Annotated in this window: 14 protein-coding genes and 1 tRNA gene; 3 read left to right on the top strand and 12 right to left on the bottom strand. The window is 62.5% G+C overall.

Features of this window, described 5'->3' with window-relative positions:
* Positions 1 to 188: 188 nt before the first annotated feature.
* Together LV28_RS40300 and LV28_RS40295 are read right to left on the bottom strand one after the other, a co-directional pair.
* Entirely contained in the window at positions 189 to 1,595 is a 1,407-nt protein-coding gene (locus LV28_RS40300) for an MFS transporter (protein WP_023596839.1), read from the bottom strand.
* Positions 1,596 to 1,601: 6 nt separating this feature from the next.
* Positions 1,602 to 2,255, bottom strand: a complete 654-nt coding sequence (locus LV28_RS40295) for a DsbA family oxidoreductase (RefSeq protein WP_038622341.1) — start codon at positions 2,253 to 2,255, stop codon at positions 1,602 to 1,604.
* 295 nt (positions 2,256 to 2,550) lie between these two features.
* On the opposite strand from LV28_RS40295, the gene LV28_RS40290 reads away from it, so the two are divergent.
* The 3 genes from LV28_RS40290 (at position 2,551) to LV28_RS40280 (ending at position 5,724) form a co-directional block, all read left to right on the top strand.
* Positions 2,551 to 3,081 carry a cupin domain-containing protein gene (locus LV28_RS40290; RefSeq protein WP_023596837.1) on the top strand — a complete coding sequence of 177 codons (531 nt, stop codon included), beginning with the start codon at positions 2,551 to 2,553 and terminating at the stop codon, positions 3,079 to 3,081.
* A gap of 72 nt (positions 3,082 to 3,153) precedes the next feature.
* Complete coding sequence (locus LV28_RS40285) at positions 3,154 to 3,774, top strand: flavin reductase family protein (protein ID WP_023596836.1); 621 nt, start codon at positions 3,154 to 3,156, stop codon at positions 3,772 to 3,774.
* Between the two features lie 384 nt (positions 3,775 to 4,158).
* Positions 4,159 to 5,724 (top strand): complex I subunit 4 family protein, encoded by a 1,566-nt coding sequence (locus tag LV28_RS40280; RefSeq protein ID WP_052408637.1) that lies wholly within the window; start codon positions 4,159 to 4,161, stop codon positions 5,722 to 5,724.
* A 10-nt stretch (positions 5,725 to 5,734) separates the two neighbouring features.
* Here the strand turns inward: LV28_RS40280 and LV28_RS40275 are convergent, their stop codons facing one another.
* The 10 genes from LV28_RS40275 to tolR all read right to left on the bottom strand — a co-directional run bounded on the left by LV28_RS40275 (position 5,735) and on the right by tolR (position 14,312).
* The gene (locus LV28_RS40275; protein WP_048806578.1) at positions 5,735 to 6,148 is read right to left on the bottom strand and encodes a GtrA family protein; all 414 of its coding nucleotides are present in this window, start codon (positions 6,146 to 6,148) and stop codon (positions 5,735 to 5,737) included.
* A 75-nt stretch (positions 6,149 to 6,223) separates the two neighbouring features.
* On the bottom strand, positions 6,224 to 6,901 hold the full coding sequence (locus LV28_RS40270; RefSeq protein ID WP_048806579.1) for an aspartyl/asparaginyl beta-hydroxylase domain-containing protein: 678 nt from the start codon (positions 6,899 to 6,901) through the stop codon (positions 6,224 to 6,226).
* Between the two features lie 154 nt (positions 6,902 to 7,055).
* On the bottom strand, positions 7,056 to 8,351 hold the full coding sequence (locus LV28_RS40265; protein WP_081326909.1) for an O-antigen ligase family protein: 1,296 nt from the start codon (positions 8,349 to 8,351) through the stop codon (positions 7,056 to 7,058).
* A gap of 338 nt (positions 8,352 to 8,689) precedes the next feature.
* Positions 8,690 to 8,765: transfer RNA gene (locus LV28_RS40260), tRNA-Lys, on the bottom strand.
* A 106-nt stretch (positions 8,766 to 8,871) separates the two neighbouring features.
* Entirely contained in the window at positions 8,872 to 9,987 is a 1,116-nt protein-coding gene (locus tag LV28_RS40255; RefSeq protein WP_023596831.1) for a YeeE/YedE family protein, read from the bottom strand.
* 177 nt (positions 9,988 to 10,164) lie between these two features.
* Positions 10,165 to 10,908 carry a tol-pal system protein YbgF gene (gene ybgF / locus LV28_RS40250; protein WP_023596830.1) on the bottom strand — a complete coding sequence of 248 codons (744 nt, stop codon included), beginning with the start codon at positions 10,906 to 10,908 and terminating at the stop codon, positions 10,165 to 10,167.
* A gap of 10 nt (positions 10,909 to 10,918) precedes the next feature.
* The gene (locus LV28_RS40245) at positions 10,919 to 11,419 is read right to left on the bottom strand and encodes an OmpA family protein (protein ID WP_023596829.1); all 501 of its coding nucleotides are present in this window, start codon (positions 11,417 to 11,419) and stop codon (positions 10,919 to 10,921) included.
* 30 nt (positions 11,420 to 11,449) lie between these two features.
* Positions 11,450 to 12,742: a Tol-Pal system beta propeller repeat protein TolB gene (gene tolB, locus LV28_RS40240; protein WP_023596828.1), complete on the bottom strand. Its 1,293-nt coding sequence runs from the start codon at positions 12,740 to 12,742 to the stop codon at positions 11,450 to 11,452.
* Between the two features lie 101 nt (positions 12,743 to 12,843).
* Positions 12,844 to 13,881, bottom strand: a complete 1,038-nt coding sequence (gene tolA, locus LV28_RS40235; protein WP_038620560.1) for a cell envelope integrity protein TolA — start codon at positions 13,879 to 13,881, stop codon at positions 12,844 to 12,846.
* Positions 13,878 to 14,312: a protein TolR gene (gene tolR / locus LV28_RS40230; RefSeq protein WP_038620563.1), complete on the bottom strand. Its 435-nt coding sequence runs from the start codon at positions 14,310 to 14,312 to the stop codon at positions 13,878 to 13,880. Before tolR ends, tolA begins: the two co-directional genes overlap by 4 nt.
* Between the last annotated feature and the right edge of the window lies 1 nt (position 14,313).

The raw sequence follows: 14,313 nt of genomic DNA, 5'->3' as shown, positions 1-14,313 counted from the left end.
ATGATTCGCGTACTGTGTTTTTGTACAGTATTCAGTGTACTCGACTTTGGCCGGGATGCAAGGGCGAACCGACGCGTCGTCGAGCGCCCCGGTTGCCGGAGCGCCGAAATGACGAAGTGACGAAATGACGAAGCCCCGCAAGGCGGGGCTTCGAACACGCACGTCACGCGGGGGCACTATGCCGGATTTCAGTCCTTGCCGCCCACCAGCCGTAGTCCGCTTGCCAGACAACCGGCCGCGGAGAACGCCGCACCCCACGCCAACGCCCATGTCGAGCCGTGGGTACCCGCCAGACCGAGCGCCAGCGCGACAAGCGCGGCGCCCGTCGCCTGTCCCAGCAGGCGCGACGTGCCGACCATGCCACTCGCGCCGCCGCTGCGTTCGGGCGGCGCGCTGTGCATGAATGCCTTCAGGTTCGGCGACTGGAAGAAGCCGAAACCCAGCCCGCACAACGCCATGCGCCAGCCGATGTCCCAAAGCGCCGCATGCTCGGGCATGATCGCGAGCAAACCCATGCCCGCACTGAGCATGGCCAGGCCGATCGCGCCCAGCGCGCCCGGCGGATAGCGGTCAGAGAGTCGGCCGGCAATCGGGGCAACGGCCGCCACGAAGAACGGCCAGGGCGTCATGAGGAAGCCGGTCTCGATAGGACTGCGATGCAAGACGTTCTCGAAATAGAACGGCAGCGAGACGAGCCCCAGTCCTTGGGTGGCGAACGCACAAATGGCCGTCACCGTCGACAGCGCAAACGCGGGCAGGCGCAGCAGATCGACCGGGAGCATCGGCGCCCGATGGCCGCGCTCGCGGCGAATGAGCGCCCATCCGAAGACGAGCGCGCCCACGAAGCATGCCAGCGTGAGACGCCAGTCGGCCTGTTGGGCGCTTTGGCTCAGCGCGAAGATCAGCAGCGCGAACGTCGCAACGTTGAGCAACGCGGCCACCATATCCGGCTTGTGTTCGCTGCGCGGTGTGTCGGGCAGGTTGCGCCGCGAGAACGCGAGCGCCAGCAACGCTGTCGGCACATTGATCAGGAACAGCCAGGGCCAGCTCGCGAACGCCAGCACCAGCGAGGCAATCGTCGGCCCGATGGCGAATGAGATGCCGACGATGAGGGCATTGAGTCCCACGCCGCGCCCCAGTTGATGCGCCGGATACAGAAAGCGGATGAGAGCGATATTGACACTCATGACTGCGGCGGCCCCAACGCCCTGCAGCACCCGCGCGCCCGCGAGAAAGCCGAGCGTCGGCGACAGTGCGCACAGCAGCGAGGCGACGAGGAAGACCGCCACGCCGGTCATGAACACGCGCTTGTGACCCACGCGCTCGCCCAGCGACGCAAACGGCAGGAGTGTGGCCACCATCGCGAGCTGGTAGGCGTTCACGATCCACACGGACGCCGACGGCGTGGTATCCAGATCGATGGCCATCTGTGGCAGGGCCGTATTCGCGATGGCGGTGTCGAGACTGGCGAGCGAGACGGCAAGGAGAATCGCCGTCATGGCGAGACCGCGTCCGGTCGCGGGCGGCTCGTGCAATTGCGTCTGCGAAGGCGGATTGACCGCCGCGACGTCAGTGGTCGGGGGGAGCGACGACATCGTCGATCAGCCCTCGGCCAGAATCTGGCGGATGGCCTGTTCGAACACTTCCGGCGGTTGGCCGCCGCTCACGAGGTGGCGGTTGTTGAAGATGATTGCCGGCACCGAGCGAATACCCAGGTTCTGGTAGTGACGCTCCAGCGCGCGCACCTGTTCGGCGTATTCGTCCGAGGCGAGAATTTCCCGCGCCCGCGTCGTATCGAGCCCCGCTTGCGCCGCTGCGTCGGTGAGCACATCGGGGTCGCTCGTGCGCTTGCCGTCAACGAAGTACGCACGAAACAGCGCTTCCTTCAGCGCGAGCTGCTTGTCGTTGCCCAGCGTTTGTGCCCAATGCAGCAGGCGGTGTGCGTCGAACGTGTTGTACGCATGCGTGCGCAGCTCCATGTGCATCGGGAAACCCTCCGCTGCGGCGCGTGCACTGATGTTCGCCTGATTCTGGGCGAGTTGCTCCGGCGACAGGCCATATTTGCGCGACATGTAATCGGCGAGCGGCACGCCCTCGGTGGGCATGTCCGGGTTGAGTTCGAACGGGCTGAAGTGCAGGTCGGCTTCGACCTCGCTTCCCAGGCGGCCGAGCGCGGTCTTCAGTGAGGCAAGGCCGATCGCGCACCAGGGGCAGGCGACATCGGAGACAAAATCGATCTTGAGCGTAGCTGGCATGTGATGACGGCGCCGTCGCGGCGCCTGCAATGAAAAACGCGCCGCCTTGCGCGACGCAACACGGCAATCGTCGCACAAATCACGAATCCTCGTCGGCGGCCCATGTCGTCACGCCACACGCGAGGATCCACGGCGCTTTGCGAGCGGGAGCGATTCCCCATGGGGAAGCAAGGTCGTTTTGTCTGTCGGAATGATTGTTTTGCCTGGTAATTCTTTTGGTATCTGCACGGCGGGGGCGCGCGCCGATGCGGTATCGTGTGAGGCATTCGTCCGACCCGTCGATCAGGAGCCCGATATGCCGTCAGCCGCCGAACTCGTCACGTCGCTAGGGCTGCAGCCCCACCCCGAAGGTGGCCATTATCGCGAGACCTATCGCGCCGCGGACATCCTGCCGCAAACAGTCCTTGCGCCAGGTTTTGCCGGGGCACGCAACATTTCCACGGCGATTCTCTATCTGCTCGAAGCGGGGGATTTCTCCGCGTTTCATCGCATCCGCAGCGACGAGGTCTGGCATTTTCATCTCGGCGGCACGTTGTTGATTCACGAGATCGACGCAAGCGGCATGCTCGCCACCACCCGGCTCGGGCATGACGTCGCGGGCGGGGAGCGGGTCCAGCATGTGGTGCCCGCCGGCCATTGGTTCGCCGCGGAGCCTGCACCGTCGACCGGGTTCGCGCTCGTCGGCTGCACCGTGGCGCCGGGCTTTGCCTTCGAGGACTTCGAGATGGCCGATGCGGCGGCGCTCGCCTCGCGATGGCCCATGCATCGCGAACTGGTGACACGACTCGGGCGTGCGGCGCCCGGCGTCCGGTATGGAGCGGACTGATCGCCATGTCACACGAGTTGACGGAGTGCGCTAGCATCTCCGGTAACGCTTCCTTTCCGGTCCTGCCGCCTCATGTCCAACGACGTTCACTTCTACGACCCCGCCAAGGGCCACGGCCTGTCCCACGATCCGTTCAAGGCCATTGTCGCGCCGCGCGTGATCGGCTGGATTTCCAGCCACGACGCGCAAGGCCGCGTCAACCTCGCGCCGTACAGCTTCTTCGGCGCGTTCGCGACCTTCCCGCCGATCATCGGCTTTTGCAGCGAAGGCTTCAAGGACTCCATCGCCAATATCGAGGCGACGCGCGAGTTCGTCTGGAATTTCACCAGCAAGTCGCTCGTCGCACAGATGAATCGTACGTCCGCACCGGTGCCGCATGAGGTCGACGAGTTCGAGCTGGCCGGGCTGACCAAGGCGCCCGGCGTGAATGTCGGCGTGCCGCACGTAGCCGAGTCGCCGGCATCGCTCGAATGCAAACTGTTGCAGATCGTGCGCTTGCAGGGACTCGACGGCAAGCCGATGGACAACTGGCTCGCCCTCGGGCAGGTGGTCGGAGTGCACATCCGGCGCGAGTTCCTGCGCGAGGACGGCACGTTCGATACCGCGAAGGCGCATCCGGTCATGCGCGCGGGCTATCTCGGCGACTATGCCGAGATCGGTCCGATGTTCGATCTGCGCCGACCGAAGGCCTGACCCGGCCGCATTGTCTTCACAATCCGAAAGGCGTCGTTAACGCGTTCGATGCGTCCTCAAAGCGACGTCGTCGGCGGCGCGTGCGGAGATGTCGCGATGCACTGGCGCGTGGGCAGGCCGTGTTGTGCCCCGTCGCCGACCGTCCCGTCGGCCGAAGGTCGCGCAATCATTTGTAAAATTTGCTGCGATGCAAAATTTATTTGAGGCGCGTATGCTGGCGACCTTCGTTGACGCCGCCGCGCCTGGCGTCCCCTCCCGCCGGCATTGATTTGCCTTGATTTGCGCGCCTTGCCGCAGGCATGGCGTGCGGGGGAGGTTCGTCCCTGGCTGCGACGGTTTTGCCCCTTGGCATCCGGTTTTTGTTGCAGTCCATCAGGTCCCCCAATGTTTCCCATTCTGTCGCTTCTCATCTGGCTTCCCATCGTCGCCGGTGCCCTCGTCATGCTGCTGGGTCGGGATCGTCACCCCGATGTCGTTCGCTGGACGTCGCTCGCTGCCGCCCTGGCGTCGGCGGCCCCCATTTTGCCGCTGGTCCATGGATTCCGAACCGGTGTGTCGAGTCTTCAGTTCGTCGAACGCTTTCGCTGGATCGATTCGTTCGATGCGTCCTGGCACGTCGGGGTCGACGGCATCTCGCTGTGGCTGGTCGCGCTGACCGGCGTGACGACCGTGATCGTGGTGTTGGCGTCGTGGCGCGCGGTGACCACGCGCATGAGCGCGTATTTCGGCAGCTTTCTCGTGCTCTCCGGGGTGATGCAGGGGGTGTTCACTGCGCAGGATGGCATGCTGTTCTTCGTCTTCTTCGAAGCCACGCTGTTGCCGATGTATCTGCTCATCGGCGTGTACGGACGCCTCAATCGCACGCATGCCGCCGTGAAGTTCTTCTTCTTCTCGCTGACCGGCTCACTGATGATGCTGCTCTCGATGCTCTATCTGTACATGCGCACGCAGAGTTTCGACATCGCACGATGGCAGGCCCTGCAGTTGCCCCTGGCGGTGCAGGTGCTGCTGTTCATCGGCTTTCTCGGCGCGTTCTCCGTCAAGGTGCCGATGTGGCCGGTGCACACCTGGTTGCCCGAGGTGCATCTTGACGGGCCCACCGGCGCGGCGGTCATGCTGGGCATGCTGAAGCTGGGCGGTTACGGCCTGCTGCGCTTCAATTTGCCGCTGCTGCCCGATGCGAGTCATTTCCTTGCGCCGGTCATGGTCGTGCTGTCGCTCATTGCCGTCATCTACGCGAGTCTGGTGGCGTTGGTGCAAACCGATCTGCGAAAGCTGCTCGCGTATTCGGCAGTCGCACACATGGGGTTGGTCACACTCGGTCTGTTCCTGTTCTCGGAGATGGGTACCGATGGCGCCGTCATGCAGATGATTTCGTATGGCATCGTCTCGGGCGCCATGCTGTTGTGCACCGGCATGTTGTACGACCGTACGGGAAGCGCCTCGATCGACGCGTATGGGGGAGTGGCCGCCACGATGCCGCGATTTGCCGCATTCGCGATGCTGTTCTCGATGGCGAATGTCGGAATGCCGGGCACGTCGGGCTTCGTGGGCGAGTTCCTCGTATTGATGGGCGCGATCAAGGCCAATTTCTGGATCGGTGCGTTAGCCTCGCTGACGTTGGTGCTGAGTGCCGCCTACACGCTCGGGATGTACAAGCGCGTGATTTTCGGTCGCGTGGGTAACGGGCGGGTTGCGTCGCTCGGCGACGTGAGCCGCCGCGAGTTTGCGCTGCTGGGCGCCATGGCGGTGATGGTGCTGGCGATCGGTCTCGATCCCAAGCCCCTCACCGACGGCATCGATGCCACGGCCGTCCAGGTGGTGCAGGACATCGAGCAGCACCGGCTTCCCGTGATCGATCCGGCGAGCCCGGACATGGCGGGGCGTCGCGGGGGGGAGACGTCAGGGCGTGCCGCGCTCGTCGTGAAGACAGCAACGCAGGCCGGTTGAGACGCGCTGATCAGTGCGAACGTCCGCCGCGAAGCAGGTGTCGGGAGAGGGCGAAAGTGATGGGAATGGTCAGGCAGACAACGAGGATGGGGGCGACATAGGCCGACACGTTCAAGCGATCGACGAGGACGTACATCATCGCGATTCCCATCACATACTGGACGAGGTACACGAAGGGAAAGCGGAGCAGGCCGGTCAGCGACATCTTCACGCGGAAGACGAACTGCGCGTTCAGCCAATACGAAAATACGACGCTTAGCGCAAACGCGACGGTGTAGGCCAGCCGGTACTCGATAAGCCTGAGGCATAGCGCATACGCAGCGTAGAAGAACGCGGTATTGGACGCGCCGACGAGCAGGAAGCGGACGAACTCGCGTTCAATGAGCTTCTTCCACCAGGAATCGTGTCGGCTTGCCGATGTCATCAGATTGGCCTGCTGAATGAAAAATGGGCTGCGATTTACCGCAACCCATTTTGGAGCAACTGTCCGGGAGGTCAATCAAATTTCGCCGTTGCGACTCTTTCCCAGGAAGCGCCAACCGATAAAGCGCGCAATCATTTTCAACTGCAGCACGAAATATTTCGGATCACGCCACGAATTGACGACCAGCGCCTTGAGGAACGAAAAGCCCAGAATACCGGCGAAATATACGTCGTGGTATCGATTAGCGAAGGTCTTGGGTTTCAGGTGGGCGCGAACCTGTTCATTGATATCACATTCAATCACGATATGAACGCGCGTTTCGTCGCTTTCGTTATTGACGCTATGCAGATAAGAAGTATCAAGTGTCCACAGCTCGCCCGGCTTCATCGTGACGCGCTCACGCGACACTTCAAAGCGAACTTTGGGATTCGTAATTACCGGGACGTGGAAACGGATTCGCGCGTTGGCCGATGCGCCGGTCAGATCGCGGTGCGGGTGCAGGACGGCGCCGGGAGCCAGGTAGTAGAAAACGCACAGGCCGCCGGCCTCGGCACCGAGGAATGAATAGATCTTGTCCACGAAGCTGTGCGATTCACGCGTCAGCGGCACCTTGAACCATTGAACGTGGCCATATTTCCCGTCGGGGTGAACGGCGGTCTTGGATTCGCCCAGCTTGATTGCCAAATCGGCAATTGTCGCCATCTCATCCTGGCTGAAAAAATCCTCTTTGATGATGTATGCGCCCGCGTTCATCGTAACCCCCGAGATTCACAACGTTTTTATTGGTTTATAACCTATACGGACGCAGATGATCCTCTGTCCGACGGGTGCTTGTCAATTCGATGCCATGACGTTGCCGGAAGCATGCGGTCGTGGAAGCGGCATACGGTCTGGCAGTGTCGGTATTTCACACCGATTCGACTGGCCCTTCGTCCCGTATCTGGCTCGCCGCCGCAAATATCGCCAAGAGGCTGACGTACAGCGAGACGGTCGACTTCAGGTTAAACGTTTCCACGGTCAGACCGAAGATGAAGAATGCCAGGCACGTCCACAAGCCGAGGAGGGCGGCCGTGCGTTGCGCGCTGCGGATCGGCGCAAGCGATGCCGCACGAAGAAACAGCACTGACGGCACAAAGTAGATGGCGAGCAATGCCAGGATGCCCGGGATTCCGTAGTCCGCTCCGTACGCGAGGATTTGGTTGTGGGCCTCGCCAAGCCCCAACTGACCGGCGATTGGCGTAAGGCGCCCCAGCTCGACCTGGGACGGAATGCCTCGCTTGAACCCTTCCGCGCCCAGGCCGGATATCGGATTGTCGCCAATCGCCCGCAACGCGTATTCATACAACTGAAAGCGAACGCCCACGGATGTGTCCCGGTGACCTTGCGAATAGCTCCTGAGATCGGCCGTCGCCGCCGCTACGCGCTCACCGATCCACGGCGAAAAGATGATCGGCAGTGCGATCAGGGCGGTCGCGACCAGAGTCATCGCCGTCTTGCCTTTCCAGGTGAAGGCTCGATTGATGCTCCATACGTAGACCAACGCAACAACGGGAAGCGCAATCCATCCGCCTCGTGAGCCGGTCAGCAACGACGCGAACAATGCAGAAGCCGCCGCTATCGTCTTGAAGGCCAGCATACCGACGGTATCCGCGCGTCGGTACGTCGTCACTACCAACAGCGACAGCAGCAGGGCCACATCGCCGAAGTGAATCGGGTTCATGAAGTAGCTTTCCACTCGACCTTTTCCCCACTCCGGAAAGCTGGGAACCAACGCGGCGAGCGATGCGATGGCACCTACGCACAACGAGAGATCCAGCCTTGCGAATGCGCTCGGACGAAGTCGACGGAAGGCGAGAAACAGCGGCACGCCGAGCAAAAAACGCACGGGAGAGTCCAGTGTCCTGCCAACGAGCTTGCCATGCGACATCTCAATGATCAGCACGACGAGAATCGGCGCGGACATTGCGGCACAGAACAACCATTCGTCCGGCTTGATTTTGAAAGGTTGGAGCTCCGGGTCCCGTACGTTCTTGATAACAACGTACATCGCAGCACAACACGCAACCAGGAACAGCGCGCTGGCGCCGCCTTCCGCCGCCACATAGGTCAGCGGCGTCAAAAAGAAAAATGCCTTGGCGAAGCCGTTCCATAAAGCAGCCGCACCGGGGCGGCGCTGCGTTTGAGAGGAAAGACTATGCTTCATAGATCGTTCTAATGAGAAAGCTGCGAATCTGTAAGCGCTTCGTGTGGGCAGATTCGGTGCCGGTTTGCCTTTCGGGGCCACGATTGTAGGGCAGATTCAAGGCAATGGCGGATGTATTTCCCAGGGTCTTCGAGAGTGACTTCGATGGGATGCCGCCGCAATCATGCCGTGAGTCGCCGTCGTTACACCATCTCACGATTCGGACAAGCTGGCCCTCGCATTGTCGCATGCGAAGTACCGGCCGCCGGGCACGGCATTCGAGTATTTTCGGCGCGTTGCGAAGCCGGTCGCGGCAAACGAAAAAGGGGTTGCGATTTCTCGCAACCCCTCTCGTATTCTGGTAGGCCGTGCAGGATTCGAACCTGCGACCAACGGATTAAAAGTCCGCTGCTCTACCAACTGAGCTAACGACCCAACGAAGAAAAAGATTATAGCGTTGCAGGCGTTATAGTGTCAATAGCAGTGTGACGCGAATATGTCCGTTTCGCCGCCATTTCCCGCGAGCACGCGCGAATTTCGCTCAAACGCTGCGCTCGATTCGCCACATCTGGTACTTGAACGCGCAGATGCCGCCCGCGAGAATCGCCGCCATGGCGATAAACGAGCCCAGCGCCAACGTCGATACGCCCGACAACCCCTGGCCCACCGTGCAGCCCAGCGCCGTCACGCCTCCGAAACCCATCAGCACGCCGCCCACCATGTGATTCGCCGTGTCTTCGGTGCCCTGAAAACCTTCCCAGCGGAAATTGCGCGAGACCACGGCGTAAGCGAACGACCCCGCAATCACGCCGAGCACGCTGGCGATGCCCAGCGTGATCACGTTGCTCGTGTCGCTCCACAGCATCAGCCAATACATGGTGTACGCCAGCGGCGAGACGAACGACAACGCTTCCATCTTGCCCGAGTTGGTGGCCACGAAGCTCTCCTCGAGCGTATTCGGATTCTCGGCCACGTAGCCGATCTTTCCCGAGACGTACCAGAGGGCCACGATGATCGCACCGACGACCACGCCGCCAAGCAGATTATCCAGGGTCCAGAAGTCGCGTCGCGCCAGTGCAGCGATCACGAACGCGCCGCCGACTGCCAGGCCCAGCACCAACTGCGCGAGATGCAGGTCCCCACCGAACAGGCCGCCGAGCAGGGTCGGCAGATCCTGCGAATTGGCGAACGTCGTTTGCACGCTGTCGAGCGCGGCCACACGAAAAACGGCGAACAGGCCCTTCAGGGTCATGTAGGCGGACAAGCCGATCATCACGAATACCAGCAACGATTTGAGATTGCCGCCGCCAATGCGCACTAGCGTCTTGCTGCCGCAGCCCGAGGCCAGCACCATGCCAAAACCGAACAACCAACCACCGACCAGATACGACAGCCAGGTGAAGCGCGGCGTGGTGTAGATTGCCTTGACCGGATCGACGATGCCTTGCGAAGCAAGCACGCCGGTGCCGATGGTCGCCACGCCAATGGCCAGCCACCACATGCGCATGCGATTCCAGTCGCCGATATTGACGATGTCGGAGAGCGCGCCCATCGTGCAGAAGTGCGTGCGCTGCAACACGGCACCGAAGATGAAGGCAAGGCCAAAGGTGAGCCACACAACCGTGTGGGAGAGGGCGGTGAGATCGACGTCGGTCATGAGGCGAGAGGACGATAGCGGCCGTGACCGGCCGTTCTTGGAAAGTCCGTATTCTACGCGAGGTGCGCAGGTCTCCCGCAATCGCGGAAAACGACAACGCCGCCCAAAGGCGGCGTTGTGCGTTTGACGAGTGACCTCACACGGACGGCTGGTTCGCGCAGCCTTCCGGGGGGCGTTCTACTTCAGCTTGGCCGCGCGCTTCTTGGCCTCCGCTGCCGATTCGGTGTCCGGGTACTTGGCCACCAATTCCGCCAGCGTCTTTTTCGCTGCCGCAGTCTGCCCGGATTCCGCCTGGTTGCTGGCGATTGCCAGCATGGCCTCGGCGGCCTTCGGGCTCGTCGGGTACTTCGTCACGATCCCTTGCAGCGTCGCGGTCGAACCCTTCAGATCCTTGTTGGCGTACTGCGCATTGCCAAGCCAGAACAGGGCTTCGGGTTGATACGGGCTGTCAGGATACTTCGCCGAGAAGGTCCGGAATGCCGTTTGCGCACCCTTGTAGTCACCATTGCGGAATTTCGTCAGGGCGGCGTCGAATACATCCTTCTCGCCCGGTTGGACGGTACCGGTAACGCCGCCGACGGTCATCTGCTGCGGTTCGAATTTCTTCAGGCGACCGTCGAGGTCGGTGTAGAAATCCTTTTGACTCTGTTGCAGGTTCGCAAGCTGGTTTTTCAGATCTTCGTTCTGACCGCGCTGGTCGGCCAGATCACGCTGCAACTGCTGGATCTGATTGTTCAAATCCAGCACGTTGCGCGTGAGACCATCGATCCGCTGCTTGTCCGAATCCAGACGGCTGCGGATATCGAGGATCGCTTTGCGCGCCTCGTCGTCATCGAACAATCCGGCATGCGCCAGCGGACTCAGCACCGCAGTGCCGAGCGTCGCCGCGCAGATGATGTTTTTAAGCAAACGAGACGTCATGACGATTCAATCAATAAGCCAGGTCGACGCGACGGTCCTGAGCCCAGGTGGCTTCGTCCGTACCCGTCGCCTTTTCCTTGCCCAGCGACACGGCTTCCATCTGGCTCGTGTTGGCGCCCAGGGCCGACATCGACTTCAGCACCGCTTCGGCACGACGCTGGCCGAGGGCCAGGTTGTACTCGCTCGTGCCGCGCGGGTCGGTGTTGCCCTGGAGCAGCACGTGACGTTGCGAGTACTTGGCCAGGAACTGTGCGTGCGCCTGGAGCAGCGGGGTGTATTGCGGATCGACCGTGTACGAATCGAAGCCGAAGTACACGCTGCGCTTGGCGAGCGGGCCGTTCGGGTTGTTCAGTTCGTCAGCCGATGCGTCGACGGGGGCGACGGCGCGGGCGTCGGTCGTGGTCTGACCCTTGTTGGCGTTAGCCTGGTCGTCGAGTTTCACGCCCGACGAGCAAGCGGCCAGAGCGGCCAGCGAAGAGATGGCGAGGATGTTACGAAGCAGGGAACTCATATGAGCCTCCAATTGATGTTGCTGTTGATGTTATTGCATAAAGGGGCCCCAGGAGGGTTCGCGAACTTCCCCTCCCCGGACCTGAAGAATCTGCCGGGTTTGCCCGTCCACCGAGACTGCTGCGAGGACCTTGCGGCCCCCTGACTGCGTTGCATAAAGAATGTACTTGCCGTTCGCGGCAAAACTCGGTGACTCGTCGTGGCTGGTGTCGGTCAGAGCCGTAACATCGCCAGTACTCATATCCTGCACGCACAGCTTGAATGCGCCGCCCTGACGCGCGATGAACGCGAGCAACTTGCCGTCGGGACTGATTCGCGGGCTGACGTTGTAACTCCCCTTGAAAGTGACGCGCTGCGCGCCGCCTGCACTTTCGCCACCGGCCGGCATCTTGTAGATCTGCGGACCACCGCCACGATCGCTCGTGAAGTAGATCCATTTGCCGTCCGGGGAATACTGCGGTTCGGTGTCGATCGCGCTGCTGCGCGAAAGACGCTTGAGGCCGCCGCCATTGGCGTTGACCTGGTAAATCTGTGTGTTGCCGTCGCGTGAGAGGGCCACGGCGAGCTTGCTGCCGTCCGGCGACCAGGACGGCGCCGAGTTGTTGCCCTTCTCGTTGGCGAGCACCGCGCGACGACCCGTCGGCAGATCGTGGATGTACACGACCGGCTTGCGCTTCTCGAACGATACGTAGGCGACCTTCGTGCCGTCCGGCGACCACGCCGGCGAGATGATCGGTTCGCGGCTGTTGAGCGCCACGCGGGCGTCCTGACCGTCGGAATCCGAAATCTGCAGCTGGTAGTTCGGGCCGTTGTGCAGCACGTACGACAGACGCGTGGCGAATACCCCGCGATCGCCCAGCAGCTTCTGGTAGATGTAGTCGGCGATCTTGTGCGCGGTCAGGCGCAGGTTCGCCTGCGACGACGTGAGGGCCAGGCCGCCGAGCGGTTGACCGTTCACGGCGTCGTAGAGACGGAAACTGACCTGGTAGTTGCCGTTGCCTTGCGGAACGATGGTGCCGGAGACGAAGGCGTTGGCGCCCTTGGCGCGCCACGTACCGAGATCGACCGAATCGTCGACGCCGACGGCGGCGCCACCGGTGTCGATCTGATTGAAGCGACCGCTGTTGCTCAGGTCAGCCTTGACGACGGACACGATGTCCGTCGGCGCGCTGCCCTTGAAGTTCGACACGGCAATCGGGTATCGGTTGGTGCCGACGCCGGTGATGTCGACGGTAAGCGGTGTCTGCGCATGGGCGATCGTGCAAGCCGCGGTGAGCCAGGTGGCCACCAGCGCACGCCATGCATATTGACTGGAAATTCGCATGCGTTCGATTGGTCAGTTACGCGGTGCAAGCGCCATTTTTACCACATCCGAATGAAAATGGACTCGCATCGCTCGGTTTTCGTTCCCGTTTGACAACAGACTCAGCCTTTTGGACTAAAGCGCAGGTTGACGCTCGGGGGCGCTTTGCCGTTGGTGTCGCGCGGCAGGGGGTCGGACTTGGTGATGGCGGCCTGCACGGCGGCATCCCAGGCCGGGTTGCCGCTCGACTTGACCAGCTGCATCGAAAGTACGCTGCCGTCCGGGGCGAGGCGTACCGCAACGATGGCCGTGGGATTGCCCTCGGTGTCACCGCCATAGGCGATGTTCGGTTTGACCTTGGCCCGCACCCGGTCGGCGTAGCCGGCGGATGCCGTGCCGCCCGCGCCGGAGCCGGTGCCGCCGGCCTGCGAGCCCAGCCCGTTACCATGCGCGCCAGGTGTGCCGCCAGCCATGCCGCGCAGCGAAGCCAGGCGTTCGGCACGCGCCGCGTCAGCGGCTTTCTGGGCCGCCGCTTCCTTCGCTGCCTTGGCCTTCGCGGCCTTGTCTTCCGCGGCCTTCTTTTCCGCGTCCGCCTTTTTCTGCGCTTCCGCCAGCTGCTGTTGCTTCAGTTGTTCCGCCTTCTTCGCCTCGTCTTCCTTTTGACGCTTCAGTTCGTCGGCCTTCTTCTGGTCGGCCAGCTTCTGCTGACGCGCCGCTTCCTCGGCGGCTTTCTTGCGCGCGAGCTCCGCAGCCGCCTGCTGCTCGGCGAGCTGCTTTTGCTTGAGCGCTTCCTGACGCGCCTTTTCCTGCTGGGCTTCGAGCAGGCGGGCCTGTTCCGCGGCCTGCTGCTCCTGCTTGCGCTTCTTCTGCTGCAGGGCGATGTCGGCGTCTTCGGCCGGCGGCGTGGGTGCGGCCACGGCCGGCGGCGCGGGCGTGGGCGCCGGTGTCACGACGGGCGGCGTGGGCTCCGCGACTTCGGCGGGCGTCCACAGTTCGGCTTCGGACCCGGCGGGGGAGCTGTTCTGCCAGCGCATGCCGTAGAAGAGCAGCGCGAACAACAGCGCGTGCATGAGCAGCGCGAGGAGGAATGCCCGACCCGTGCCGCGCTCATCCTTGCGCGGGCCAATGGGACGGTCGGAACGGGCTACGGTGCGGCTCATTTCTGCTTGACGAGCAGGCCCACGCGCTTGACGCCCTGGGCCTTGAGATCGGACATCACGTTCATGACGATTTCATAGCGCACCGACCTGTCGGCGGCAATGACGACGGGCTGATCCGGATTCGCGGCCTGACGGCCTTGCAGGAAGCCGGTCAGATCGCCCCCGCTCATGCGCTGCTCGATGGTGTTCTCGCCATCCTTGTAGCGCACCAGCATGCGATTGTCGGCTTCGATATTGACGACGACCGGCGGTGTCTGCTGCTGCGGGCTCGCGTTGGCGACGCTCGGCAGATTGACGATCGACGGCGCCACCAGCGGGGCGGCCACCATGAAGATGACGAGCAGCACCAGCATCACGTCGATATACGGCACGACGTTGATGTCCGCCATGGCGCGACGGCCGCGGCGAGCGTTGCGCATAGAACCTGCCATG

It is taken from the genome of Pandoraea pnomenusa (assembly GCF_000767615.3).
Lineage (GTDB): Bacteria > Pseudomonadota > Gammaproteobacteria > Burkholderiales > Burkholderiaceae > Pandoraea > Pandoraea pnomenusa.
The sequence above is the reverse complement of the archived record's forward strand: the minus strand, read 5'-3'. Positions and strand labels throughout refer to the sequence as shown.

What these genes read in the sequence shown, in the direction of transcription:
- LV28_RS40295 (WP_038622341.1), bottom strand. Translation starts at nt 2,255, where the DNA reads ATGCCAGCTACGCTCAAGATCGATTTTGTCTCCGATGTCGCCTGCCCC.
- LV28_RS40270 (WP_048806579.1), bottom strand. Translation starts at nt 6,901, where the DNA reads ATGAACGCGGGCGCATACATCATCAAAGAGGATTTTTTCAGCCAGGAT.
- LV28_RS40300 (WP_023596839.1), bottom strand. Translation starts at nt 1,595, where the DNA reads ATGTCGTCGCTCCCCCCGACCACTGACGTCGCGGCGGTCAATCCGCCT.
- tolB (WP_023596828.1), bottom strand. Translation starts at nt 12,742, where the DNA reads ATGCGAATTTCCAGTCAATATGCATGGCGTGCGCTGGTGGCCACCTGG.
- LV28_RS40285 (WP_023596836.1), top strand. Translation starts at nt 3,154, where the DNA reads ATGTCCAACGACGTTCACTTCTACGACCCCGCCAAGGGCCACGGCCTG.
- tolA (WP_038620560.1), bottom strand. Translation starts at nt 13,881, where the DNA reads ATGAGCCGCACCGTAGCCCGTTCCGACCGTCCCATTGGCCCGCGCAAG.
- LV28_RS40255 (WP_023596831.1), bottom strand. Translation starts at nt 9,987, where the DNA reads ATGACCGACGTCGATCTCACCGCCCTCTCCCACACGGTTGTGTGGCTC.
- LV28_RS40280 (WP_052408637.1), top strand. Translation starts at nt 4,159, where the DNA reads ATGTTTCCCATTCTGTCGCTTCTCATCTGGCTTCCCATCGTCGCCGGT.
- LV28_RS40245 (WP_023596829.1), bottom strand. Translation starts at nt 11,419, where the DNA reads ATGAGTTCCCTGCTTCGTAACATCCTCGCCATCTCTTCGCTGGCCGCT.
- LV28_RS40290 (WP_023596837.1), top strand. Translation starts at nt 2,551, where the DNA reads ATGCCGTCAGCCGCCGAACTCGTCACGTCGCTAGGGCTGCAGCCCCAC.
- ybgF (WP_023596830.1), bottom strand. Translation starts at nt 10,908, where the DNA reads ATGACGTCTCGTTTGCTTAAAAACATCATCTGCGCGGCGACGCTCGGC.
- LV28_RS40275 (WP_048806578.1), bottom strand. Translation starts at nt 6,148, where the DNA reads ATGACATCGGCAAGCCGACACGATTCCTGGTGGAAGAAGCTCATTGAA.
- tolR (WP_038620563.1), bottom strand. Translation starts at nt 14,312, where the DNA reads ATGGCAGGTTCTATGCGCAACGCTCGCCGCGGCCGTCGCGCCATGGCG.
- LV28_RS40265 (WP_081326909.1), bottom strand. Translation starts at nt 8,351, where the DNA reads ATGAAGCATAGTCTTTCCTCTCAAACGCAGCGCCGCCCCGGTGCGGCT.